Source organism: Legionella sp. W05-934-2 (assembly GCF_964199965.1).
GTDB lineage: Bacteria > Pseudomonadota > Gammaproteobacteria > Legionellales > Legionellaceae > JAFIFT01.
In genome coordinates this window covers 1-25406 of record NZ_CAXMZT010000019.1, presented here as the reverse complement: position 1 = coordinate 25406, position 25406 = coordinate 1, and the positions used below count along the sequence as shown (strand labels likewise).

The window sequence follows — 25406 nt, the reverse complement described above, 5'->3', positions numbered from 1 at the left end:
GTGTTTAGGGTATAAAATGCCTAAGGAAGTGTTTATACAGCAGTATAAAAATGATTGTCGCATTTGGAGCTAGAATGCGCCGACACAATTTGGAGCTAAGTCCTTGATTTTAAATGGTGCGCTCGGAGGGACTCGAACCCCCGACACCTTGGTTCGAAGCCAATTTGATCAAGATAAATTAATAATGAAATCAGTAACTTGCGATGTAACAAATCAGCCAATTACTGCCTACAACTGCCTGAAACAACTAGGGTTATACTACACTTTGTTACAAATCTGCTACAGTAAATTTTTATAGTTTTCCTGCTCAATAAAGCTTAACAATTCTCTTTCTGTAGGTAATACAGTTTTATATTTAGAAGCGAAGATTTGCTTGCTTTCTTTCAGTACGGAATATTTAACCATCGTCTCATCTTTGTCTGCGCAAAGAATAATACCTATTGTGGGGTTATCGTCCTTTCCACGTTTTAACTCATCAAACATCCGCACGTACATATCCATTTGGCCGATATTCTCATGTGTGAGTTTCTCCGTTTTTAAATCGATAACCACGAAGCATTTTAAAAGATAGTTATAGAAAACCAAGTCAATATAGAAGTGTGATGTTTCAGTGCTCACTCGCATTTGGCGCGCAACAAATGAAAACCCTTTGCCTAATTCTAAAAGAAACTTTTGTAAATGCTCTATTATGTTGGACTCTAAAAGACTTTCTTGGCCTCTTAAATCTTCAGGAACATTTAAAAACTCTAAAACATAGGGATCTTTGATAAAATTAAGGTGCTGTTCTTCATTTTGAGCACTTAAATTTTCCTGTCTTTTAGTAGACAACAAACGTCGGTAATAGCCACTTTTGATGTTTCGTTCCAATAGACGGGTACTCCAATTTTGGGAGCTTGTTTCTTTTAGGTAGTAATGTCGTTCTTTTTCATCATCTAAGCGCATAATCAAACGAATATGAGACCAGCTTAGATTCTCTACGCGGTGTGTAGAGAGTTGTTTAAAGTCAGTAAAGGTCAGATAAAATTGTTTGAAATTCCAAAGGTTAGCAACAGAAAATCCCTTGCCAAAATGATCAGTCAAATGCCGAGATAAATTAATAATCAGATATTCGCCGTAATCCGCACGTGTCTTACCATGCTGTTCTTGCTCAACGATACGTTTACCAATTTGCCAATAGGTCCTAACCATAACAGAATTTACTGAACGGTATGCTACTTCTCGGCCTGCTTGCAGTAATTCACTAATCTCAGAAAAAAACTGCTTCTCATCTGTTAATAGCTTTTTTGAACTCATTTTCAACTCATTAGCTTTTTTCATTATGTCTCAAGTTTAACTGATCCAGATATCTCAAAAAAGATTTTATTGCAGAACTTAAATTATTCAACAGAGTGATACGAAATCCAATACAAACTTAATAAACTGTTGAGTCTCCTTGAGTTGGTTTAGTTCCGACTCTGGCTTCCAAGTAAGGGCTTTTTGGATTAAGTCGCTCCATGCGGCATTGTGTTTATTAATTACCCATTCGGCTGCTTTTGTCTTTGATGTGATGAGTCCAGTTTCTAAAGAATAAAGGGTTCGACACATGGTAAAAATGGCAAAAACTTGATAATCACTTCGGTTGAGTTTTTCTAAATCAGTTAACATGACTCGCCAGTACTCATTTAGGTTTTTCTTAATGGCGAGCTGTAGTTGTTTGGGTGAAATTTCTTTAATTAAATCCTTGATATGAGGACCCGAGATGGTGATTCCTTTCTCTCTAAGTATCGATAATTCTATTATAAAATTATTGCCATAAGGTGCTAAATATAAACGCCCCTCATTAAAGTATGGCCGTGTATTTTCTGGGTTAAAATTTTGAAGGTCGTTTTGGGCAATATAAGAAGCTTCAATCTTTTTTACATAGAGAGCTTGGCTTGAGTAGAGTTCATGATGTATGGTCTCAATTTCAGAAATAGTATTTTTTGGAAGAGGTTCGGTGGTAATAATATAACAGTCAATATCACTAGTATTTCTATTAAAGCTATTATTTGCAATAGAACCACCAACGTACAGGCCAATAAAACTATCTAATAAATTGGCTTGTAATTTTTTAAGTAGCTCCTGCAGAAGCGCCGTGATTTCATTCTCAACAGATGGAATAGTAGCATTACTCGGACTATTTTTAGGTATTTGTTCTAAGTAGGTTACTATAAGCTGCTCTATAGCATTCACTGAGAAACTAGGGCAGCAGCGTGAGTATTCTCTCTCTAGGCCATAAGCATGTTTTTCTAATAGCTCTTTGTTGTATTCATGCATATCTATGACAGTAAATTCATTACTGTATTTCTCTTCACTATGAACCCCATAACCACCGTCATAAAGTGAACCATTAGGAAGTCGTATTAAAGTATGCCAGCACTCATCGGTTTCCTTCTGCATGATAAATACAATATGCACTTGTTCACTAAATTTTTGGTTCCAAAGCTTGAAAAATGAATTAGCAAATACAGCACAGGGGCCTGAATTAATTGCAGGCTCACCAAAATTATCGCCTGGTAGAGCCACAAAGCCATAAAGTTTGTTAATAGCTTCAGAGAGTTCATTTAGTATATTTAAAGAAGAGTTTTCTGATTTCATTAAAGCTCATTTTTAATATTTTGCTATAAATAAGCGAGTGTAAGGTATGCTAAAATACCACACATTGGGTGTAAGCTAAAAATCTGCTTTGTTAGACATGTAAAAGTGCATGATGCGATAAATTAAGGGTACTTAAAATGGTTAATACGGTTACAGAAAAAAAGATTCAAATCAGACGGTATCAGGATGAGGATGCTGAGTGTATTAGTAAGATTTATTACCATACTATTCATACAATTAATGCAAAAGATTATACAAAAGAACAGATAGACGTCTGGGCTCCTTGGTCTTCAGTTCAAGACTATAGTGGATGGAAACAAAAGCTTGAAAAAATAGTGCCTTATGTGGCAGTGATAAATGATACTGTGGTTGGTTTTGCAGAGTTTGAATCCAATGGACATATCGATTGTTTTTACGTACATCATGAGTTTCAAGGTGTTGGGGTTGGCTCTGCATTGATGGCTGTGATTGACCAAGAGGCTATGAATAAGTCTTTAGCACGCGTCTATGCCGAAGTGAGCATTACAGCAAAGCCTTTTTTTGAGCGAAAAGGTTTTAATGTTGTAAAGCAACAGAATGTTACTATTCGTGGTGTGAGTCTTACTAATTACGTTATGGAAAAATATTATAAGTAGTGCGTTTTCGCTAGTGAATGCGCCTAGATTTAGAGGTTATCATAAATTAACATAAGTTATTTTTGAAGAAATTGAGCATTAAATTGAGTCATAGAAAAAACTTATTCATCCTTATTCTACTCGGGTCTTACGTAACTCATGGATATACTCATGAAATAGCACTAACCTTTGATGATTTACCAGGAGCGCCTGATAGTTCCGTGAAAAAACAAAAACCAATGAATCAACGAATCATAAAAAATTTATTGGAATTTAACGCACCTGCTATTGGTTTTGTGAACGAAGGCAAGCTTTACACCGATGATGAATATGACGCTAAGGTCCAACTGTTAACCCTATGGATTGAATATGGCTTTGATTTAGGAAACCATACTTATTCACATAGTGCTCTTAGCCAATTAGATGAACATGCATTTCAGAAAGAGGTTAAAGACGGTGAATTAGTCTCAAAGCAACTCATGATGAACGTAGGCAAAACCTATCATTATTTTCGTCATCCTTATCTGGATACAGGAGAGACTGTAGCGATACGGACACAAGCAGAATACTTTCTGAATGGTGAAGGTTATCAGATAGCGCCAGTGACCATTGATACTGACGATTGGCTGTTCAATCAGTATTTATTATCTCATCCTGAAGAAAAAGATAAAATTATTAAGGATTATCTAGAGCATACCAAAGCCAAGTTTATGTTTTACGAACAGGTCTCATATCAACTCTTTGGGCGTAACATTAAGCATATATGGTTGTTGCATGTTAATCTTATCAACTCTTATGTATTAAAAGAGTTAATACAATGTGCAAAAGAATTGGATTATCATTTTATTTCTCTTGATGAAGCGTTAAGTGATGCTGCGTATCAATCAAACGATAATTATTATTCTCATTATGGGGTATCCTGGCTTTATCGTTGGGATTATTCTGGGGCACGGGTGGTTGACTGGTCAAAAGAGCCTGAGCCTAAGTTAGTTGAGACAACAAGGTTGAAAAATCGTAAGTAATGTAATCAGCTTCTTGTAGCTTGGGTGGCGTATTCTGTTGATTGTTCCTCCAAGAACAATCAACAGAATACGCCATCTAATTTATTTTGTCATACACCACTTTCGACTATAACTCGCTTTTAAATCGTTCAAACCTTAAAAAGGCTTCTAAAGGCATTGTTATTTGCGAGTTCAATTATTAGCCTCGATGAAGAAGCGCATTGGGCTTTTTGCTTAATCTTTTCGAGATGACATTCTATAGTGCGATGGGATAACTGGAGAATTTTTGCCTGTTCTTTGGCGTTATAATTTTGATAAATTAATTTAAGACAGTCGATTTCACGTTGGGTGAAATAGGCATCGCCAAAGTTACCACCTAAATAGTATTTTTTTATCTCTTTCGGGTGGTATGTATCTAAATTATTAGATAGGTCATGCCTCTTGCTAAGCCTTTCTTTAATATCATAGTAATATTTAAGATTATAAGCGTCTTTAAGTTCTTTATTACTAAATAACACTTCTTTTAAATGCAGAATATGATTCCAAAGTTGGTCAATATTATTTTCTAGATAGGGATTAACAGATTCATAACCACTATCTGCGCAGATATGAAAAAACTCTACACAATCTTTTCCACGTTCAAGTAGCGTAATCCCATTCCCATAATTATTTGCGACACAATCTTTAAAGAGATTTTCCGTTTGTTGATTAATTGAAAACATCGATGAAATGGACCAGAGTTGATGCTCTGCAGCAGGGCCTTGAATTAGGGCATCTTCTGTACCCGCTAAATGATAATTGTTTTTTAGTAGGACTTCTCCCCAGTTGGGATTACTAATGAGGTATGATCGTGAGCCATCTTTATAAAGGCGGGCAAAGCCAATGTAGTTGATTGGCGTTGCATTAAAAATAGGGCGGCATAACTCGCCAAATTGCCGCCCATATTTAGTCATTACATGGTTTTTTATAACATCATTTGTCATGAGAAAGCGTTATTGTGGTGGATGATGAAATTAAAATGAGTTTAATATAAACAGTCTGGTTTTAAATAGCAATTAATTGGGGGATGTTTTTCATTGAAACAAATAGCTTAGACCAATATTCCTGCTTATATTTGTTCGTTCCTCTTTGAGAGAAAATAATTATTTGCGAATACCCGTATTTTTACGGATACCTATCAAGTATTTCAATAGTATAATGTAAAAAATTTAACAGAAGTGAGCAGGGTAGGATTGGTATGTATAAACCAGTTGTAGAGGTAATGAAAAAAAAAGAAAAAGGTGAGAGTACAGAGGAAGCAATTAAAGAAACAACGGAAGAATATGCAGTTAAAAAAGGCTCTGCACTTATTGGCCTTGGTAAGTACTCTGGACCACTGGTACGGGTATTTAAAAAAAATAGAGAAGGAAAAGATACAAGTACTATTGTTACAGAAACTGCCAAAGAGACTGCAGTTGATTACGTATACAAAAAGGGTATGACAGCAATCGGTTTAGGACGATATTCTAATCCTATAGGCGTGTTTTTTTCAATCATGGGCCCAACCCAAATGGGCAATGGTTCTTTGCCGCAAAGTAATTACGGATTTAATCATACTTATAATCCAGGGCTTAGTTCATATAAACGTCTTATTCTACCCAATCAGCGATTTAATCTTGGGGTTCGTATAGGTTCAACAAACAGATTACCCAATCAAAGCTCAACGCGGTCCAAAACAAAAGCCTTCTCATCGCTTAATAGTAGTGGGATGCGATATCATTCAATGAATCCCGGCTCTCAAAAATCCTTTTCATTCAGTCTCCCAAAAACCAATGTTAGTTTTCAATCAAGGCCCTATTCATTTTTAAATTCTACACATTTTGGCAACCCCTTTAATAATAAATTCAATCAATTAGGTTCTGGTGGTTTTAGTTCAGGCTCAGGTACGGGTTTAGGAAACAGCATTTCACTCTCAGGATTTAGCAATGTAGTATCCAGCACAGGTCTAATTGGCATTTACAATAGTTATAATCCTAATTCCAAAATAAGTGATGGCGGTAATAAGGGTGGGGGAGATATCGGTGGTGTTGCAACCGAAGTGGCTACTATCACAGATTTAATCAATAGTGATACTCATGCAGAAGCGAATGATTATGTTTTATGCTTTCCAATCCATCAACACAAGCTTTCGCAAAAGGAGTTTACTCAAATTGCTTTAGAGCTTAATGAAGGATTTAACGAACAAAAATCACTTCCTTTCTTTAGTCTTCATTTTAATGATGACGGCTATTTGTATCCTGTAATTCACCCAGCCTATCGCAATACTCACATTGGTAAAATAATTGGTTTGCTTGATTATCCTAAAAAAAGCAGTAGCGCAAAAATTCCCAATATTGCACTATGTAATGTAAGAACCCAATTTTTTGCAAAAGAAAACCATGCAAGTCGTTAAAGACAAGCACTTTTTTCTGTAATTAATCGATAAAAAAGCCTCTATGTGACTAATGGCATATAAATTGGTGGCTGTAGCTGTCGTCCCCTTAAGTATTTTTCAACAGCTTTGCTCAATATTCGATACCATCGTTGTTCTTCAGTTAACTGCTCCGCATCACCCTTTAATGATTTAAAAAATGCCGTAATACGTCCTAAAAACAGTTTTACTTTTTCTGTCTTACCATGGGTGCTTGTTACTTTAATCAGGGTTTGTCCGGCATGAGTTGTTTGTTTCGCCACAGCATGAAGCAATAATGGTCGGCTAGTAATTGCTTCTAAATGTTTATTAGGATCTGCTAAACGAACAAATAAACTCCACCAGTTATAAATCAAACCTACGGCACGCGAAACCAGACGACATCGGCTTAAATCCTGCGTTGTAAATCCTCCCCAACCCCACTGATTTTTTAACTCATCAAATACATTCTCACTATCAGCACGATCGCGGTAGTGCTGCGCTATCGTAACGACTTCATCCTGTAGAGTGGTCACTAATACCGCGTATTCATAAATAGCCGTCTTCGTATCCAGTTCAGCAAAATTAAGCTTCAGTTGCTGTGTATTAGTATCTTCAGTAACGGCAAGAACATTTTTATTAACCCGTTTGCGTAGCACAATAATTCGTCGGCTCTTATCCCAGCCTTGTAATTGGATTGCAGACTCTTGGCCTTCCCAACCCTGATCTGCACAGCTCCACTCCTGATTAAACATCAGACGCTCAATGAGGCGCTTAATGTTCTTGGTTAATTTGAGTTTAAATAAATAAGGAACTCTTTTTTCTTCAGCAGCACTCATCACACCATCTGTTCCAAAAGCGCAATCACCACGAATAAATTGTGGCCAATGGCTCTCTGGAATCCTATCTAATAAAGCCCATAAATCAGGAGCCGTATACTTCGCAGCCATTAGGTTGCCTGCTTGAACCTCAACGTCAAGAATTAAACGAAGATTCGCTAAAGAGTAAGTATGGTAGGTGTGGGAGGGGCGACCTGGTTTTTTAGGATTATAACCAACAACAGCTCCTTCCTGTTTACCGTATAAAACCTTCACCGTGGTATCTACATCAAGAACCCAAGGAATTTCAAGCAAAGGGGCATAACATTTTTCTAAATGCTTCTGAAGCCAAGCTACCCCTTCCTCCTCAACAATCTTTAGCAACGCACGACGCAAAGAGTCTTCGCTGACGAGCTTATCGATGCCCAATAAACCTGGATTTACCCCGTCATTGCGGATCCCTGTAACATGGGCATAACGACGATGCCCTGATAAAATTGATAATAATAACGTGCCCAACACTTCTCGTTTTGTTGGCGCATTATTACTTGTAAATGAAAGCGGACAATCCTCTATCCAAGGATCCAATAAATTACCCATTTTTAAAAATTCAATAAAAAAGGCAAGTTGGCCTAATGGTGTCACCGAGGACTCAGGATCCCATTCAACATGAACCCGCCCACCAAATGTTTCAACAGGTAGTTTGTCGAAACTTTCTGAGCAATCTGGTAGGTAATTGATCTTTTTGTTTGGCTTGGCCAGTTCACCTTTTGGGTGAGTCGATAATTCTGGTAATTTCATCTTCTTATCCAACTAAATCAATAAGTTGACGGAATATCTCAAATTTCAGCTGCGTTTTCTAGGATTATTGGATGAAATGTTACTTAAACGGTGGACTGTTTGACGAAAGCTTTTTAGAAAAATGGCACGAAACGGCCAATCTTAACGACGAATTTTTGCGATCGATGTTAATCGATTTGAAAAAATATTTTAAAGAAAATATAAAAGGTACCCCCTATTTTTCTTTGAGGGAGATGGCGAGTAAATATGGTATTAAAGAGAATCAGGGTAATCGCAACTATAAACAGCTCTTTATGACTTCTTTTAGAATTATTGCTTATCAAGAGGGCATTGAGCGACATCAAAATATTTTAATTCCACGCCCGACCTTTCGTATTGAATATACCATTGACATGATGCCAGATTATAAGGAATACATCGAAAATTATCTGAAAGAGCATGGGCATTATCCCGAAGAGTACAGACGCCTGCGTCAGTGTTATGAAGCCTTTGCGGAAGAGATTAAGAATAAACTGCCGCAATTACCTTTTTGTAAGCCATTTTTCCAATTACTAGAAGTGACTACGTCATTAAGTTATTTCTATGCCACTTTGAATGAGATGGGAAAAAAACCCGTATTTTCATCAGAGTTATCTGATAATTCGTATGTCTTCCCTAAAGCACTACCGCCAATTCCGGTTCGATACCATCATACTTATCCTATGTCTTTGCTATTGAGCGAGTTGTTGCAACGCATCCAAAAAGACAACAATGGAGTCAATTTAGACAAGCAGTTGGCTCAGTATTTTAATAAAAAGCATCTAGGATCAATACCACCATCCGTGACTCAGCTTTTACGTCAAACCATCAGTACCCTAATGAAGGAAAAACTATCCACACATATCCCAGTGGACTCAAAAACGGAGCTCAATGAGGATGAGGTGGAGCGGATAGTACAAGAGGCAAGTGCTTGCCTGCGTTTATTTGTCAGTCAGATGAAAGCGGGAACGCATCAGGTAATTAAAAAATACCAAAAAAGAATGCCGGAGCAGAAACAAAAAGAACTCAGTACTCTGGATGTTCCCAATCAACTATTGGTGCTAAAAACTTGGATGCAAGAGCGGGTTAACCATCTTGAATTACGCTGGAAAACCAATCCTGAGTTAGTTGAATCTGAGTTTATTGATGAAATTCCAGATGAGCAGTATCAGGAGTTGCGTAATCAATTCAAACAATTTGTTTCAGATTTAAAGAAGAATATTGAGCAAACTTATAACGAGTTAAGTTCCAAGATAATTCAAACCAAGGAGCAAAACCTCAAGGAAATTGATGTACTGATTCAAAATCAGCAAAAAGAACTGGATAAGGTCACGCAACTAATCCCCTCACTAAATGAGGGCAAACAAAAAAAGTTGCTTGAGGTGGATGCTCATTTTAATACGCTACTTCAGCAATTGAATCAGCAGGCAACACAGGCCCTTAGCCAATTGAATGCAGCTCTCGTTTCGAATAATCAAGCTAAAGCTCAATACCAGCAAACAATAGTTCAACAGCAACAGCATTTAGCAACCCAGCAAACTACGTTTAATAAGCTGCCCCACCAGGCTCAAAAACTCAATCAAGCGATTATGAACCAATTGGTTCAAACCGTAAGCACTAATATCACTCAGTTGAATCAAGCATTTACAAACGTAGATAATAAAAATGGTGAAATTAATAAAGAAATAACTCGGATTCAACAAGAGTTAGTTCAGAAAACAACGTCGTATAATCAAAGTTGGGAAACAGCAAAGGTTCAGGTAAATACAATTACTCAGCAAGAGTTAGACAAAATAAACTCATTCATTGTACTAGCTCAAGATAAAATGAAGCAATTAAAGTCAGAATGCAGCAACATTGAGGTGCGTGCCGAGGAAAAATTAAAAGAACTACCGCAGATGCAGGCAAAAGACACATTATTAGTATTATCACAAAATGCTATCCTAAACATTAAATCAATCTATGAAAAAGAAATAAATAGGTTGGAATTACTCCTGCAAAATATTGAAAAAATCGGTCAGATAATCTTGACCATTCCTGAATTAGCTAATCTGGATCATTGCAAAAACTACGTGCATACTTTGATTGGATTTACCAATAAAAACCTAGCAGATCAAACAGGCGATACCTTCCGGGTTATTGGGGGATGTGGTTTATCCTTACCCAATATGCAATCAAAGCCGCTGATTCATGCGGATCAGGTCATTCAGGAAGTGGATAAGATAGAAGAATTTGGCCAATTTGAAATCAATGGCCAGAGTTACGTTGCTTTACGTATACCCGTTATTGATCGTTTTGACGACGAGCTCATTCTTTCTGATGAGGATGACTTGGAGTTAATTGAGTTAAAGCATGATAAAGACGGTGCCACAGTCATTCATTATGCTGCAGGTCACTTGCCACTTGACGAGTTCATTAAAATCCTCAAAGACCCCAAAGAATTGAATGTTAAAGACCATCAAGGGTATTTGCCTATTCATGTTGCTGCACGTCAGAATAATGAAGCAGTCCTACGGCATATTATTCTAAATGATTCTTCAAAATTACAATGTGACGCGAAATCGTTTTCTGGGGAAACCCCCCTTCTGATTGCAGTTGAGCATTCGAATATAGAAGTCATTAAAACCCTATTAGGGCTAGGTGCTAATCCTAACCATCGATTGTCTAATGGGCTTTTTCCACTCTATTTGGCGGTTCAAAACAATCATGCAGCTGTTGCAATGCTCCTTTTAGACCAGCCAGCTATTGTTGTGAATACCTGTTTAGACAATGGCATGACCCCTTTACATAAGGCTATTGAAAATGAATTAGAGCAGGTAGTGTTAAAGCTGATTGAAAAGGGGGCTTCCCTTGATGCGCGCCGAAAATCCGATGGATTGACACCGTTTCATTTGGCAGTACAAAAGGGCAATTTAAAAGCAGTTCAAGCCATGCTTGCGCGTGGTGTTTTAGTGAATCTTCCTCTCGAATCCGGAAAAACCGCCTTACATCTTGCTGCGGCAATGGGGTATATCGATATAGTAACGTACTTACTCTCCAAAGGCGCTACCATCGATGCAAAAACCAGCTCTCAAGAAACAGCCTTGATGCTGGCCATTCAATCTGGGCAGATGGAAGTCGCTTATTTACTTGCCAAAACGGCAGCGCTCAATACGGTGAATCGTCAAGGTGAAAACGCATCTTTACTTGCCCTTAAATCGGGAATGCCGATGATTGCCGATCTTTTGCTTGAGCGAGGCGAAAACTCACTTCTGAAGGACAATCAAGGTCATGACTGTCTCTATTATTTAGTGAGAAATGGTGATTACCAACGCTATACCCAATTAAATTCAAAAGCGAAATGGAATATCAATGCTGAATACGAGGGGCAAAGTCTGTTAGCGATTGCAGCACAGCGTGGACACTTTCTCATGGTTTATGCTTTATTGGATGAAGGGGCTGTATATAAAAATACAAATAAAACGATTCAGTTGATTCACTATGCGGTAATGGCTAATGAGACGAGTTATGTCCGAGAATGGTTGCAAAAAAAGGATTTATCCTCAGGATGGCTCAATGATCACTCATTGGCCTATTTAGCTGCCCAACATGGGGCAGATGCGGTATTGGATTTATTCTTAAAAACAATGACGCCTGAGGAAGTTGAAAAACAGGAGCTCTTAAGTGCCGCAATCGAAAGTGGTCAGGTTGAAATTGTTGAAAGAGTTCTGAAGAAAACTAAAAATCTGCAAAAAAAATTAGATAAAGCAGGGAATACAGCTTTAGATTTAGCCGTTAAGTCAGGTAATTTGGAACTAGTCGCTTTATTACTCGAGCAGGGATGCGAACCGAGAGCTATTTTCGATTTTATTATTGAACGTGAAGACAAAGAGATGTTTGAGCTCTTGCTTGAAAAAATTCCTTCAAAAGATTGGCCACTGGATTTGGGCAATAAAATAAATCTAAGCAAATCAATGGCATTGATTAAACTCTTTGAGCAATACAAAGGATTCATAGTGAATTCTCCGGTATTGAAAAATGAAGAAAATAAACCGGTTAACCCACCAAAATCAGACACGCTTCCTCAAAGTAATTCTGTTAATAGTACGCTAGTAGAATTCAAGGAATTGATAGCAGATTGTAATTTTGATGCTGCAGCTGAGTTACTCGAATCAAATGGTACTTTACAGTCACTTATTCTAAAAGACCTTTCAATTAACTTGATGGTTTATTTATTTGAACATATCGATGTTGCCATCGAAATATTGGGAGAGACCGCAACAGCGGATAATTTATTACGTACTTTGCAGAAAATTGGATTTAATCCGGCCTTGACTTTGGGGCGTCATAATGTGCTCTCTACATTAATCACCAATGTACGTGATGAGGTTGTGGCGTACCGATTGCGCTTATTAACAACCTATTTTCCTGACAGTTTGACAACCTTGATTCATGATGAAGTGATCCCCGGTGTTTCAATGGTGCAAATGATTTTGCAACGAGGGAAAATTAAATTATTTGAACAATTATCCGATCTATCTTCGAAATTGAGTCCAAACCATTCAGACTCTCTAAGAAATAAATACTCTCCCTTGCATGAAGCTGCACGTGCTGATAATTATGAAGTAGTGCAGTTCTTGCTTAAAACTACGACAGTTGACCAATTTGGACAAAATCGAGAAACTGCATTTATGCTGGCAGCGGCCAACAACAATGTCCGAATGATGGAACTGCTATTACGTCATGGCGCCAATCCTGATCAAACAGATAGGTTCGGGCGCAATGCGCTGCATTATGCAATTAATGGAAAGCACGTCGAAGCGTCCGCTTTTTTGATACCCTTAATCCGCAATAAAAATCGACCTGACAGGGATGGGCTGACTCCTTTAATGCTGGCATCTGCAAAAGGGCTTATCAATATAGTAAGGCGCTTATGCTCTGAAACAATGGATACAGAGCAGGTGACTAAAAAAGGGTTTAATGCACTCCATCTTGCTGCCATAGAAGGACATGAAGAGGTGGTTACTCACCTAGTGAACTCTGGATATCAAATAGATAAACCAGAAAGTCCATCTGCTAAGAATGATCGATACCTTAAAAGAACGGCATTACATCTTGCTGCACAACACGGAAAAGTGGGAGTTGTTGTTCGTTTAATTCATATGGGTGCAAGCATTGATTATGCGGATGTTGAAGGTAATACCGTTTGCGAACATGCAGTGATGAGTAATGATCCGGAGATGCTGCAATTCATTCAACAAGTGCCCGTTTTTCATCAAAAAGACCATGACAAAAAATTGGTTGAAGCTGCTTCACGTTTTAATAATGATTCCCTATTAAATGAATTTATCTTAGATGATGTACCCTTAGGTTTTATCAATGATAAGGGATACTCGCCACTGCATCTTGCAGCAATTCAAGGTGCGGACAAGGCTGCAGAGGTTCTATTAACCTCAAGCGATTTAGACTCTAACCCTACGGATTCCAGAGGAAATACCCCGCTGCACTTTGCTGCAGAGTTTGGTCACGTCCGAATGATTACTTTGTTAGAGAGTGCTGGGGCCTTGGTGGATGCGGAAAATAATCAGGGCGAAACGCCATTATTCCTGGCTTGTAAAGAGGGTAACTTGGGGGCTGTGGTTAAATTACTTCATTTAGGCGCAAACGAGAAGTTGTGCAATAAAGAAGGAGTAGGCCCTCTACAGATAGCCTCCCGCTTGGGGCATCGTGAGATTATAAAACGTCTAGAAAATCCAATGTCCTCGTTATCAAATGACTTCTTCTTTTTCAAAAAATGCAAGCTAGAGGATACGTTATTAAATCCTGTGCAGCAGCAAACCACTTACGAAAAAAATTAGAGAATATGATGTTTAGAACCCATTTGTTTATAGCTCAATCGACCGATCGCCCTTTATCTGAACTCGATGCCTATTTAAAAGAGGAAACGGACTACCTCCTATTTAGAAAAAATTCATCGACAGTCGTAAAGAAATACCTGCCATCTCTTGATAATTCTTGGAATTTATTCCTAGATGAAGAATCCAAACGCTGTCAATCATGGAGTAATTCAGAGCGTTTATTATTCATCAAAGCAGTCTACCTTTGCTTAAACAATATTAAAGAAGAACGGGATTTTGCACAATTGATTAGATCGGCTCTTGATCTTAAGAAATATAATGGTGTTCGCTATTTTTTTATGTTATTTCAAGCGAATATCCCTCAAGAGCAGCGCCATTTAAAAGAGTACACTCATGTGTGTCGATTATTGGTAGAGTTACGTGAACAACCTGGCTTAGCTGATTTACTCAAAACGTACTTACCTAATTTGGTGACTTTGCACCAACAACTTGAGATAAAGTATGACCAATATCGGCAATCAAAATTTCCTAAGCGAGGAATTGATGAGTTAATCTCTATTTTCTCCACAAAAAATGAACTTGTTTCCTTTCCCTTATCTGTTGAAGAGTTAAAGCTACTTAAACCTCAACTTGAGCGGGTCAATCTCGAGGCAGAATCTGCAAGTAAACTCTCTCTCTCAGAACTTAAACAACAGGCACAACGACTTGGTTTGCAATACAAACAAAGCAATGACCTACAATTACGATGTCAATTAGTTGCGCTTGTTTGTGAGGCCGTCTACAGAACTTATAAAATAAAACCGCATGACACTCAGGTATTGTCGATTTTAGCCTTACTCAATTCACCCGAGAACCTAAAAGGTCGTATCGCACAAATTAAAGCCGGAGAAGGGAAATCCACCATTATTGCGATTCTAGCGGCCATTTCAGCGTTAAAGGGAGATTTTGTTGATATCGTAACTTCTGCCGATTATTTAGCCATTCGAGACGCTAAAAAATATAAACCTTTTTATGAGGAATTAGGTCTTACTTCTTCACATATTTGTGGAGAACATGTTACAAAGACCCAATTTCAGGGGCAAATACTCTATGGGACGAACACCGATTACGAATTCGCCTATTTAAGAGACGGCTTATATCAAGCAGGATTGCGTTATTCTTATCGAAATGGGGAATTACAGCCACGAACCTTTGATACAGTAATCGTGGATGAAGTGGATAATCTATTTCTAGATACGGCGCTTAATTCAGCTCTCATGTCAGTGCAATCTAATGAAACTATCGCTTGGATATATAAACCTATCTTTAATAAAGTCAAAGAGAATTCAAAGATTAATCCTGACCAATTACACGCCTATTTATTGGATTATGAGCAGGGTAAGTATCGCGAACTCGTATCAACTATTTCCAAAAAGAGACTAAAGGATTGGATTGAAAGTGCGAACGATGCGATTCACACGAAGGTTCATGGTGTCGATTATCTTGTAAAAGCTACTCGTACTCCTAATTCAAATAGCAAAGAAACCGTTGATGATATTGTTATTAATGATTATGAAAATACAGGACGATTTCAGGAGGGATCACAGTGGGGAAATGGCCTGCATCAATTCCTGCAAATTAAACATAATTTACAACCCAAGGCTGAAACCATAACGGCAGCTTCCCTATCTCATCCCACTTATTTTGGCATGTATCGTCATATTTTGGCCTTGACGGGGACTATGGGTGAGGCGGTTGAACGTGAAGAGATCAAGCACATATATAAGGTGGATTGTTTTGATGTCCCACCTCATTTTCCCTGCCAACGGGTTACATTGAAGCCACAACTTTGCTTGGATAAAAAAACTCAGTATGAAGCGATTTTAAAATCAGCGCTTGCGATGCAACAACAGAAACGTCCCTGTCTGATTGTATTTAAAACAATTAATGAATCGAATGAATTCAGTCAGTTTATGAAATCACGTAACATAGAGCATCAGTTGTTAAATGCAACCCAGAGAGAATCAGAAGATTATGTGGTTGCTAGGGCAGGGGATGCGGGTGTTATTACCGTAGCTACGAACACCGCAGGGCGAGGAACCGATATTGAGCTTTCACCTGAGAGTAAAGAGGCTGGTGGCTTGCATCAGATTTTTGCATTTTATCCTGCAAATTTACGCGTGGAAGTTCAAGGCGAAAGTCGTGCTGCTCGCCAAGGTCAACCTGGAAGCTGTGAGATGATTCTTTCTTATGAAGATGATCATATAAAATCATTGATACAAATGATGACTATAGTTAATTATGTATTAACTCTAAACTCTTCTAATTTGATCTCCTTAGATAAATTCATTCAATTTGATGCACCTTCAGAGGAAAAAATAAAAGCATTGGGCATGGTGCGAACTAAAAAGATTGAGCAGGAATCAGTCCGTAGGTCTCAAGGAGCACTTAAAGAGGAAATTTATTTTGAAAAATTGCAGTTATTTTTTAAACAGTTGACCGCAGTAACTACGCTGTTTGAATCAACTGAGTTTAAGAACGTATTTTTAAAAAATTGCCAAACATGGACTAGCGGCACAGACCTAAACTCCTCATCACTGGGACTTAGTAAAGAGTGGGAGTCGGGTTGTTTGTTAGCTAAAAAACTATTAGCCAGACAAAATAAGGGCGAAACAGTCGATTGGACTCCCTTCTATGACTCAGTTAAACGAACTTATATAAACCAAATCCGTCTGCATTGGGCTGTTTTTTATAATAAATTACATAATGAAGTGGTTGGTAGTGACATTAAAGAGGTTAAACAGCAAGTTGACTCACTGTTTCAACAAGCACAACCAAAACTCAATGAGTATTTACCTCTGGATATCGGGTCTCCCTATAATTTATCCGTTGAGAAGCAAAACAGTAATGGGCCTATGGAGTTAGTTTTGAAGTGGGGCTCCAGGATGCTCATTAACGCTCAAAAAGAGTTAAATGTATCATCGAATTCTGTTGAGCAGTCTCTAATAAACCTTAGCCTCTTTGAGAAAACAGGAGCTGTAACAACGAGTGAAAAAAATAGTTCTTTAGAAATCGGAAATAATTAGCTAATGTATCGATTGAGGCATGTGATTAACTACCTATTTCTAATAGAGGTAGTTGAAGAAAAGACTATATCGAATTGGCAACTGTTAAAAATAAATGGTTTTAAAGGTGAAAAATGTACGAAAGGATACACTATATTTTGAATCAAATGCACGAATCGATATCCTATGGAAGAGGATTTTGAGTGGACTTTTTTGTAAAGTGCCTCCAAAATGGCGGTCTTTTTTACTATAGTTGACCAATCAGACCTCTGACTTAAGTGGTTTTTTAGCCCATTTTTCTTGAAATAGGGGATAAGAAAATTGGTTAATAGAAGTTTTAAGATAACCAATAAAAAAGGGATGGCGATAAGAAAGTAGAACATTAGGTGTCACTGTTTTTTAGGTTTATTATAGTACCGATACCCGTTTGGAGGAAAGGATACTTTCTTCCAGTTTTTCTAAAAATTCCTTAGCCAATGTTGCTGGACTTCCTTTAGCAGTATTAATAACAGCATCAAACTCGATGCCTTTTGGAATATTAAGAGAAGCACGTTCTTGATTTTCAAAAAAACCAAAGCGATTAGCAAGTTTACTGTACTCCTCAATTGTTTTTTTAGAGCCTATCCGTGGTAAATCTTCATAAGGTTTTTTCACCGTATTATTGGTAATTTGCAGCCTGACCTCACCATTTGAAGTGCTTACAATTTGAACTTCTTCATAGCTTTGTTTTAATGCATCTGGATCAATTGGGTTCTCTAAAAATAAGGAATCATCGATTGTGTCCGTATTAGCATGTTTATTGACTATAAAAAACAATTCATTTCTTGAGACCATGTGCTCTGAAGAATCATTAAATACATTATCCGCAGTGACAAAGGTTGCCAACTGATGAAATGGAAATAGCCCTTCCCGTTTATCCATAGGATTATTGATGGCTGCTTTACGATTTCTTTCTTGAATACGCTCGCTTAACTTTTGAATAGGGCAATAAGCAAAAACTACAGAGACGGTTATTAGTTCTTTCGGGTTTTCTTCTCTAAAGTGCTGTGCTCGCTTTTGAAAATGGTCAATACACTCTTTAGCACTTTCATCTGGGTCTGGCACTAGGTCGATTACAATGGATTGTCCAGAATTTTCCTTATCAAACACCTCATCATAAAGCTTTACCATTGGATCATTTATTTGGGTCACAAACCGTAAGTCCTTAGCAAGGCTAGGTATATCGCTTTCTAGAAATCCAGCTTTTGTTAAGATGCCTTCTAGATTAGGAAGTAAGGGATTAGGGAAACCATGCGCTTTAATTAGATGACTGCCTTTGGATATTGTAAGTACTCCTTTACCACATAAGGTGAGTAGTTCCTCTTCAGTCATTAGTGTTTGAAGATTTTTTATTACACCAGAAGTATTGAGTTTTTCAAACATTCGTAACTTTAGATCGCTAAGACTCATAGTAACGAGTTTACCGACTACTTCATCAATACTCGAAGATTTCCACCCATGCGTTGTAACTAATTCTTTGCACAAGGATGATTTTCCAGCGGTTGATGATCCTAATAACAAAACAACGTGCATAGCAAGCCCCTTAAATTGTGGAGCAATGAATACCCCTTAAGTTCACTTAACTCAGTTAAACAGATATTATTCTGTCTGGACATTATACAAAAATGATGCTTGATTTTTTCTAATGCAACTTAATTTAACAAAAAATTTACACTCATTGGGTATCCAATTTGACAGGTTTACTGATGAAAGTTATTTTGCATATCGAAGATAACAGTGTAGGATCTAACTAAAAGGACTTAAAAATGCGACAATTTATCTTCTCCATTTCGTTGGCTCTACTATCGAATTCATTGCTGGCCAATCCAACGGAAATAGTATCCAAAGAAACTAAAACAGCTCATTCTTTTTCAAGTAGCCTGCGGCAGACCTATCATTTTTCCAAATCAAAATCTGATTTACATTTCCCGCAAGACAAAAGAAGAACAAAAGACTTTCCCACTCAAATCATTCGCTTAAAAGTAGATTTTTCAAATTACAATCTAACTTGCGACGAAATTGAGGGGGCCATGTATCGCTTACTCACAGAAAAACTTGATCGTCAAGGTTTTACTTTTACGGGAGGTTCTGCTTGTTGGGCATCGATTGATGGGGCTGCCCCTAATAATTATAGATTTGATATTTATTTTGATCCGCAAACTGATAAAGCAATAAGTTTTTTGAAGAAATATATCGCAAAATACAATGGGACTGATTTTTATGGGGTACCTTTCAATGTGGAATCTGCCAAAGGAGTTGTTGTTTCATTAAATGTAGATACTGGAATAGTTGAGGATTCGGATTCATCGATTTTCAAAGTTCTTTTTCACATCAATGGCAAAATATATTTTAACAATAAATATGATGTGAATGATTCTTTAATTCAGGATATAGAAAGTAAGATGACAACAAACGATCCATTGTCAATCTCCTCTTTTATTAAGCAGTGGATGGGATCAGGTAATGCAGTTGAAGAAACGTCCGAATATTTAACAAACTTGGCTGAAAGCAATAAAGTACTAATTGACCCAGAGTATATTTTTTTGATGGATAATGAGCCCAAAATTTACACTCTAAGCGTAGATACAACTTATACACATGAATGTAAAAAATATCCCAGTAAAAAGTGCCTGGGCTGATCTCCGATCGACCTTGTTTAGATATTACCTCATCAATAAAAGAGGCTCAATTAGCTCTGTTTGATTATATTCAAGTGTTTTATAATCGCAAACGCATCCTTTCAACGTTAGGGTTTCAGGCCCCTAACGTGTTGGGATGACTGCATATAGTTGGTGTCTGTTTTTTCGATTTACCTTCCATTTTTAGAATTTAGAGTCAAAAGGAGTCGGTGCTTTCCAGCTGGAATCTTGTGGTGATTCAATAGTATCTTTAGTCGCTTTTTGCTCCGATCCAGGCTGTGCTAACAATAACTTCTTATCAGACATGACTAATAAATTTTTATCGGCCAGGCGTTGAATAAATGCATCGAATTGTTTTGGGTCGGGAATATTTAGAGTCATCTCATTACCAGTTCGACTCATGCTCGCTTGAATAGGGCGCGTGTTAGCGTTCTCTTGTTTGAATACGCTTAGTTCATGTTCAATAGAATTGAACAGCGCATCTAGTGCTTGCTGCTCTTCTTGCGTTAAATCATCGCGTCCTTTTAAGCTCAGTGTGTTATTTTCCATGTTAATAGTCATGGATAATAAAGCAAAGGGATTTTTATATTGGAAAATAAATTCATCAATCTGTGACCACAATGGACTTCGGCTAAGTAAATCAAAGAGTGTACTATTTTTTGGCTTTGGAATAAGAGAACTTAGGAGCATGGATGATTGTTCTTGCGAGTCGGTCATATTTTTGTCTTTGCTATCCGAGTTGTCACCGCCTCCAGAACCACCACCATGCCCTTTACAAACAGGCATTCCCAAAGCACGACAAATGCCGCAAGGATTATTGCTAATACTCTTTTTTCTTGGGTCTTCATTGTCATCAGGTTTATTTGACTTATCTTTTGACATATATTCCCCTATAAACACAAATTGACATATAATTACATTATAGTACTTAATGAGTTAAATCCTATCCGTATAACTACTAGCTAGGATTATTTAAGGAATTACGAAAAAGAGATCTTCTAGTTATGAATACTGCGCTATTAATAAAAGAGCTTTGTGCGCCCTATAAAAAGTTATCTTTTGTAAATTTTATGCACGACATTACGTTTTCCAACAATCAAATATCAATGATTGTAGCCGATAAGCGCATGATTGCTTACTACAAACAACACCAAATTCCTACACTATGTACTGATAAGTCCGGAAGGGTTTTAGCAGATGGTCTGTATCTTAATAAAACGCTTGAACATAGTTATAAAGAGTGTACTGTTCTCATGCCATTTTTAACCAAAATAGGCCAACAATTCTCACAGAATTATGGCAGAAACTCAGTACATCTATTGAGACGCGAACACGACTGCCAACATTTTTATTCGCTCTTTTTTGATTTGAATGAACCTGATTTTTTACAGTGGGTTATAAACAATGGTGCTTTTCTCACAGAGTATATTGCTCAGTATCATCAAAAAGCAGGGGACTTAATTTTAGAGGCGAAATTCAAAGAAAAGCGTATCAAACTTCCGAATACCAATGAATTCATGAGCTCGCGGCATAGGAAAAAACTAGAAGATAATGAGTCCCTATTAACCCTGTTCCATCACGAATTAAATCTTCCTATTCATTTTCCAAAGCAACAATCACGTTGTCTACTCCTTATGGTACAAGGAAAGTCAGCCAAGGAAATTGCAAAAGAACTAAGCATTTCTTTCCGAACGGTAGAATATTATTTTGACAAAACCAGAAAGCAACTTGGATGTAGCTCTAATAAGAAATTAATTGCTCTTTATGGAGATCAACTTGTTATGTTTTGAAAGACCGTTTTCCTCTGGTCAGAGGTGGCACTATTTATACTATAATCTAGTTAATATATTTTTAATTCAGATTAAGCATGCCTAAATTACAACAGCTAATTAAATCTGCAAATATTCCAGCCGTAGCTTATTCTTTTGCTGCCCTTCAAAAAGGACCTGAATCAAAAGACAAACCAAATAGTGTTAAAAATTCAATTGGTTGCGGAATAAAAGACGCTCAATCTACCAATCCTGAATTGAATAAAGTCGATGAGCATACCCGATTTCCGGCCTCTTCCCTTAGCAAAATTGTTTTTACTTATTTGGTATTGCAGTTAGTTAAGGATGGAAAAATAAAATTGGATGATTCTTTACACGCTATTCTTCCTAACAAAAGATTCATGGTGACTGGCATCTATCCTGAGAAAGCAAAACAATTAACAGCACAGCATGTTTTATCGCATACTACCGGGCTTCCTAATGTAAAATCAGATGTGACTTCAACTTTGGAGTTTGATCCAGATTCAAAACTGGGCGAGAAATATGCCTATTCAAATGAAGCGATTTACTACTTACAACAAGTTATCGAAAAACTTTATGAGCCACAACTTGCTTTAATGCCAGAGAATGATTCTTTCGAACAAAATAAACTGTATGTCTCAATTAATCCTCCGAATCTAAGATATACAATTGTTGATCTTACAGGGGTAGTTAAATCTGGCACAATAGACCTAAAAACCCTAAATTGTGATTTAAAGAAGCTTGCCAATGTCCAGGAGCTTAATCACTATATACCCAAAATTCTTGAAGAAGTAGCAAAGCGTGGTCATACCTCAAATCTTGAGGTACTTGCTAAAAAATTCGTATTTGACCCATTAGGAATGAAGGACTCTACATTTTTGACACAACCCGAAACGGATACTAATCTTGTAAAAGTTCATACTGAGCTGGGGAAATCAAGTAATACTTATACAGGAGAGCCTCGCATTAATGCTGCTGGGTCTCTTTTGACAACCGCAGAGGATTTTTCAAAATTTATCGCTGCATGGTTAGAGAAAATGGAGGATCCAACGTTCAATAAGGCATTTAAGCCCATGGAATTAGATAGTTTTAAGAAATGTGGCTTAGGTTGGCATCTCTATAAAAATAAGCAAGGTGAGCTTATCGCCTATCAGTATGGTGAAAACCCTAATACGCGGTCTTTTGTTGCCATCAATGTGACAACACAAAAAGGGGCGGCATTTTTTACAAACTCGATAAATGGAAGCAGTATCGCGGAGCAATTGATGAATTCATCTGATTTTGCGCCTATTGGCAAGATGCAGGAAGTTTTTAAACACTTGCATTATGCTCAAAGTGATGAGCCGGGTTGGAAAGAAACGCTAGCAGGGAAGATTGCTGAGGATAAAGGCGATTTTGCAGAAGCTAGGCGTTGTTATGTCAAGGCGTGTAATAAGGCATTCAACGATGAATCTAAGCGTCATCGCTTAGAATGGTTTGATAAGGTGCACCTCGCCAATCCAGAAAAGCCACGTTCTCCTCCATTGGAAGCATTTTCAGGTTCTTATACGAATAAATATGGTAGTAAAATAGACATAACTAGCACGGGTAGTGGTTTAATATATAAAGACCCTTGGGGTCAAGAAATAAAACTTGTGCGAATTTCAGAGCATGAGTTTTTACCAGAAAAAGACCAATCGTTCAAAATTAGCTTGAAGGAAGGTCGAATGAAAATTGACTTTGTTCATGGTGGCCCTGAGATGTTCTTATCTAAAGAGTGCTCGCCAGAACAAACTAGTGTTCAGGAGCTATCTGCTAATTGGAAGTCTAAAATAGAAGAACATAGAGAAGAAATTAAAAAACAGTTGCAAAACGATGAGCCCTCTAAGCTAGTTTTTAAATAACCGTTGTAAAAGGTGTTAAGTGATTTATCTGCAATGAAGTGTGTCTCAAACCCTCATGAGATTGAGATATAACCTATTCTTGGATTAGGATAGGTGTGATTGAGTCATATGTAGGTTGAAAAATGCAAAATCATTCAAATATTATCACCTGGGCAACTGGTTGGTTGAAATCTCAAGGTTATCCCTTGGTTGGACAACCTGAGTTGATTCAAGAAACACCTTGGTCTCATGTGATTCGCTTGACTACCTTGCAGGGTACTTTTTATTTAAAACAACCTGTGCCGTTACTGGCGAAAGAGGCTAGCGTAATTGGGTTTTTGGCGCATCAAGTTAAAGCGAGTGTACCTCATATAGTTGCTAACAATGATGATTTACACTGCTTCCTCATGAAAGACGCTGGAATTGCACTGCGTAAATATATCGTCGGAGAGAATAAGACACATATACTGTATGAGGCAATCAAGCAGTTCACAGCGTTTCAACGATCCACAGAAGCTTATATTCAGCCACTTCTTAAGCTAGGTATTCCCGATTGGCGATTAAATCGATTACCTAATTTATATGAGGAAATAATCAATGACAAAAATTTTTTAAAAGCGGATGGGATGACGGAATCTGAGCTAGATAAGTTGAATTATTTATATCCGCTTGTAAAAGAGCAACTCCAGGCATTATCTCAATATGGTATCTGTGAAACGGTCGTCCAACCAGACTTCAATACAAACAATATGTTAATTAATACCGAAACCCATCAATTTACAATGATTGACTTGGGTGAATTGTCCATTTCGCATCCATTCTTTTCTTTGCATAATTTTCTATATACAGCCACTATCCATCATGGAGTAAACGAACAGGATTTAATATGGCATCAGATGGTAGATGCGTGCATTGAAAATTGGTTAGACCTATGACCAAAAGCTAAATTATTAGAAGGATATGCACTATCTAGAATAGTGTGGCCAATATATTCAGTATGTGTTAATTATCATTTCATGCATTGTGTGGATCTTCAGGCTTTAAATTCTTGGTATGCCGATAAACCTAATCGATTAGCTAGCACTTTTAGGCAATATATTGATGCAATGCATCATTCCAAATCCATATGATAATGAAGCATTGACCAATGAAATGACGCGTAATATGTTCACTAACTTACGATACGCGTATCGCTAAAACTTCAGTTGGATGTGAGAATAATCGACTTTCACAAACCACTTCTGCACCGTATTGCTCATAAAATGAATTGAGCTTAGGCTTTAAGGTATCCAGTAATATTGCCTTAGCAACGCCATTGTAAAACTTATACCCCTTTATATAATCGAAATTTTCTCGAATTAAATCAGGTGTCCATTCGATATCCTGATCCCACCAAGCTTTAACGTGAGGAGCTTCTAACCATTTCAGAAGGAGTGAAAAATCAGCCTCACAAAGAGACTTAAAGCTAATCTTCATTGGTTTTCCTCATTAGGTGTTGTGGTCAATAGTATATTACTTATAGATCATGCTTTGGAAGTGGAAAAAAATATCATGATAAGATGCAAGGTGAGAAAATATAATATTTCTGGTTTCCCGAGGCTACCAACCTGTAAGAACATCATTAATTATCTATTAGAGTCAACAAACTACAGTCTTAAAAACATTGCTGATTTATTGCATTGTTCGATAAGACAATTACGCACAATATATTTTGATGAATTAATGCCTGCTAATGTTTCATTTGAACGTGAACTTGTAAGGCTTTATCTTTTGATTCTCGAAATTAATATCCATAAACAACATGAGGGGCAGGCTTATAACTGGGGTTGCTTATGAATACTTTTAATATTGAAGAAGCTTCAGAATTTCTTGGAGCCCACAGGGAAACTATCCGTCGAA

Annotated in this window: 17 protein-coding genes; 10 read left to right on the top strand and 7 right to left on the bottom strand. The window is 37.4% G+C overall.

Going from position 1 to position 25406, the window contains the following annotated elements; translation table 11 throughout:
- Positions 1 to 279: 279 nt before the first annotated feature.
- Positions 280 to 1317, bottom strand: coding sequence for a YhcG family protein (locus tag AB3348_RS14765; protein WP_367608403.1), 1038 nt, complete (start codon positions 1315 to 1317; stop codon positions 280 to 282).
- Positions 1318 to 1380: 63 nt separating this feature from the next.
- Positions 1381 to 2616: an aminoglycoside adenylyltransferase domain-containing protein gene (locus AB3348_RS14760; RefSeq protein ID WP_367608402.1), complete on the bottom strand. Its 1236-nt coding sequence runs from the start codon at positions 2614 to 2616 to the stop codon at positions 1381 to 1383.
- A gap of 137 nt (positions 2617 to 2753) precedes the next feature.
- On the opposite strand from AB3348_RS14760, the gene AB3348_RS14755 reads away from it, so the two are divergent.
- Both AB3348_RS14755 and AB3348_RS14750 read left to right on the top strand, forming a co-directional pair.
- Positions 2754 to 3251 carry a GNAT family N-acetyltransferase gene (locus AB3348_RS14755; protein WP_367608401.1) on the top strand — a complete coding sequence of 166 codons (498 nt, stop codon included), beginning with the start codon at positions 2754 to 2756 and terminating at the stop codon, positions 3249 to 3251.
- Positions 3252 to 3313: 62 nt separating this feature from the next.
- Complete coding sequence (locus tag AB3348_RS14750) at positions 3314 to 4252, top strand: polysaccharide deacetylase family protein (protein WP_367608400.1); 939 nt, start codon at positions 3314 to 3316, stop codon at positions 4250 to 4252.
- Positions 4253 to 4380: 128 nt separating this feature from the next.
- On the opposite strand, the gene AB3348_RS14745 is transcribed toward AB3348_RS14750, so the two are convergent.
- Complete coding sequence (locus AB3348_RS14745) at positions 4381 to 5214, bottom strand: helix-turn-helix transcriptional regulator (RefSeq protein ID WP_367608399.1); 834 nt, start codon at positions 5212 to 5214, stop codon at positions 4381 to 4383.
- Positions 5215 to 5468: 254 nt separating this feature from the next.
- Here AB3348_RS14745 and AB3348_RS14740 point away from each other — a divergent pair, with 254 nt between their 5' ends.
- Positions 5469 to 6662 carry a hypothetical protein gene (locus tag AB3348_RS14740; RefSeq protein ID WP_367608398.1) on the top strand — a complete coding sequence of 398 codons (1194 nt, stop codon included), beginning with the start codon at positions 5469 to 5471 and terminating at the stop codon, positions 6660 to 6662.
- Between the two features lie 41 nt (positions 6663 to 6703).
- On the opposite strand, the gene AB3348_RS14735 is transcribed toward AB3348_RS14740, so the two are convergent.
- Positions 6704 to 8278 carry a transposase gene (locus AB3348_RS14735; protein WP_367608397.1) on the bottom strand — a complete coding sequence of 525 codons (1575 nt, stop codon included), beginning with the start codon at positions 8276 to 8278 and terminating at the stop codon, positions 6704 to 6706.
- 71 nt (positions 8279 to 8349) lie between these two features.
- On the opposite strand from AB3348_RS14735, the gene AB3348_RS14730 reads away from it, so the two are divergent.
- Together AB3348_RS14730 and AB3348_RS14725 are read left to right on the top strand one after the other, a co-directional pair.
- Complete coding sequence (locus AB3348_RS14730) at positions 8350 to 14133, top strand: ankyrin repeat domain-containing protein (RefSeq protein WP_367608396.1); 5784 nt, start codon at positions 8350 to 8352, stop codon at positions 14131 to 14133.
- Between the two features lie 5 nt (positions 14134 to 14138).
- Complete coding sequence (locus AB3348_RS14725) at positions 14139 to 17198, top strand: hypothetical protein (RefSeq protein ID WP_367608395.1); 3060 nt, start codon at positions 14139 to 14141, stop codon at positions 17196 to 17198.
- A gap of 387 nt (positions 17199 to 17585) precedes the next feature.
- Here the strand turns inward: AB3348_RS14725 and AB3348_RS14720 are convergent, their stop codons facing one another.
- Positions 17586 to 18749 (bottom strand): hypothetical protein, encoded by a 1164-nt coding sequence (locus AB3348_RS14720; RefSeq protein ID WP_367608394.1) that lies wholly within the window; start codon positions 18747 to 18749, stop codon positions 17586 to 17588.
- 233 nt (positions 18750 to 18982) lie between these two features.
- Here AB3348_RS14720 and AB3348_RS14715 point away from each other — a divergent pair, with 233 nt between their 5' ends.
- Both AB3348_RS14715 and AB3348_RS14710 read left to right on the top strand, forming a co-directional pair.
- Positions 18983 to 19855 carry an Lpg0189 family type II secretion system effector gene (locus tag AB3348_RS14715; RefSeq protein WP_367608393.1) on the top strand — a complete coding sequence of 291 codons (873 nt, stop codon included), beginning with the start codon at positions 18983 to 18985 and terminating at the stop codon, positions 19853 to 19855.
- A complete protein-coding gene (locus AB3348_RS14710; RefSeq protein ID WP_367608392.1) occupies positions 19843 to 19995 on the top strand; it encodes an IS3 family transposase in 153 nt (50 codons plus the stop codon). The genes AB3348_RS14715 and AB3348_RS14710 overlap by 13 nt, the downstream gene beginning before the upstream one ends.
- A 43-nt stretch (positions 19996 to 20038) precedes the next feature.
- On the opposite strand, the gene AB3348_RS14705 is transcribed toward AB3348_RS14710, so the two are convergent.
- Complete coding sequence (locus AB3348_RS14705; RefSeq protein ID WP_367608391.1) at positions 20039 to 20737, bottom strand: hypothetical protein; 699 nt, start codon at positions 20735 to 20737, stop codon at positions 20039 to 20041.
- Between the two features lie 122 nt (positions 20738 to 20859).
- Between AB3348_RS14705 and AB3348_RS14700 the strand changes: the two genes are divergently transcribed.
- The 3 genes from AB3348_RS14700 (at position 20860) to AB3348_RS14690 (ending at position 24442) form a co-directional block, all read left to right on the top strand.
- Positions 20860 to 21645: a helix-turn-helix transcriptional regulator gene (locus AB3348_RS14700; protein WP_367608390.1), complete on the top strand. Its 786-nt coding sequence runs from the start codon at positions 20860 to 20862 to the stop codon at positions 21643 to 21645.
- 77 nt (positions 21646 to 21722) lie between these two features.
- Positions 21723 to 23528: a serine hydrolase domain-containing protein gene (locus AB3348_RS14695; RefSeq protein WP_367608389.1), complete on the top strand. Its 1806-nt coding sequence runs from the start codon at positions 21723 to 21725 to the stop codon at positions 23526 to 23528.
- Positions 23529 to 23650: 122 nt separating this feature from the next.
- Positions 23651 to 24442, top strand: a complete 792-nt coding sequence (locus AB3348_RS14690) for a hypothetical protein (protein WP_367608388.1) — start codon at positions 23651 to 23653, stop codon at positions 24440 to 24442.
- Between the two features lie 241 nt (positions 24443 to 24683).
- Here the strand turns inward: AB3348_RS14690 and AB3348_RS14685 are convergent, their stop codons facing one another.
- Positions 24684 to 24983: a hypothetical protein gene (locus AB3348_RS14685; protein WP_367608387.1), complete on the bottom strand. Its 300-nt coding sequence runs from the start codon at positions 24981 to 24983 to the stop codon at positions 24684 to 24686.
- Positions 24984 to 25406 lie beyond the last annotated feature (423 nt).

Coding starts and splice junctions, on each gene's coding strand:
- AB3348_RS14745 (WP_367608399.1), bottom strand. CDS start 5,214: ATGACAAATGATGTTATAAAAAACCATGTAATGACTAAATATGGGCGG.
- AB3348_RS14705 (WP_367608391.1), bottom strand. CDS start 20,737: ATGTCAAAAGATAAGTCAAATAAACCTGATGACAATGAAGACCCAAGA.
- AB3348_RS14690 (WP_367608388.1), top strand. CDS start 23,651: ATGCAAAATCATTCAAATATTATCACCTGGGCAACTGGTTGGTTGAAA.
- AB3348_RS14760 (WP_367608402.1), bottom strand. CDS start 2,616: ATGAAATCAGAAAACTCTTCTTTAAATATACTAAATGAACTCTCTGAA.
- AB3348_RS14685 (WP_367608387.1), bottom strand. CDS start 24,983: ATGAAGATTAGCTTTAAGTCTCTTTGTGAGGCTGATTTTTCACTCCTT.
- AB3348_RS14720 (WP_367608394.1), bottom strand. CDS start 18,749: ATGCACGTTGTTTTGTTATTAGGATCATCAACCGCTGGAAAATCATCC.
- AB3348_RS14740 (WP_367608398.1), top strand. CDS start 5,469: ATGTATAAACCAGTTGTAGAGGTAATGAAAAAAAAAGAAAAAGGTGAG.
- AB3348_RS14695 (WP_367608389.1), top strand. CDS start 21,723: ATGCCTAAATTACAACAGCTAATTAAATCTGCAAATATTCCAGCCGTA.
- AB3348_RS14725 (WP_367608395.1), top strand. CDS start 14,139: ATGATGTTTAGAACCCATTTGTTTATAGCTCAATCGACCGATCGCCCT.
- AB3348_RS14700 (WP_367608390.1), top strand. CDS start 20,860: ATGAATACTGCGCTATTAATAAAAGAGCTTTGTGCGCCCTATAAAAAG.
- AB3348_RS14730 (WP_367608396.1), top strand. CDS start 8,350: ATGAAATGTTACTTAAACGGTGGACTGTTTGACGAAAGCTTTTTAGAA.
- AB3348_RS14735 (WP_367608397.1), bottom strand. CDS start 8,278: ATGAAATTACCAGAATTATCGACTCACCCAAAAGGTGAACTGGCCAAG.
- AB3348_RS14755 (WP_367608401.1), top strand. CDS start 2,754: ATGGTTAATACGGTTACAGAAAAAAAGATTCAAATCAGACGGTATCAG.
- AB3348_RS14715 (WP_367608393.1), top strand. CDS start 18,983: ATGCGACAATTTATCTTCTCCATTTCGTTGGCTCTACTATCGAATTCA.
- AB3348_RS14765 (WP_367608403.1), bottom strand. CDS start 1,317: ATGAAAAAAGCTAATGAGTTGAAAATGAGTTCAAAAAAGCTATTAACA.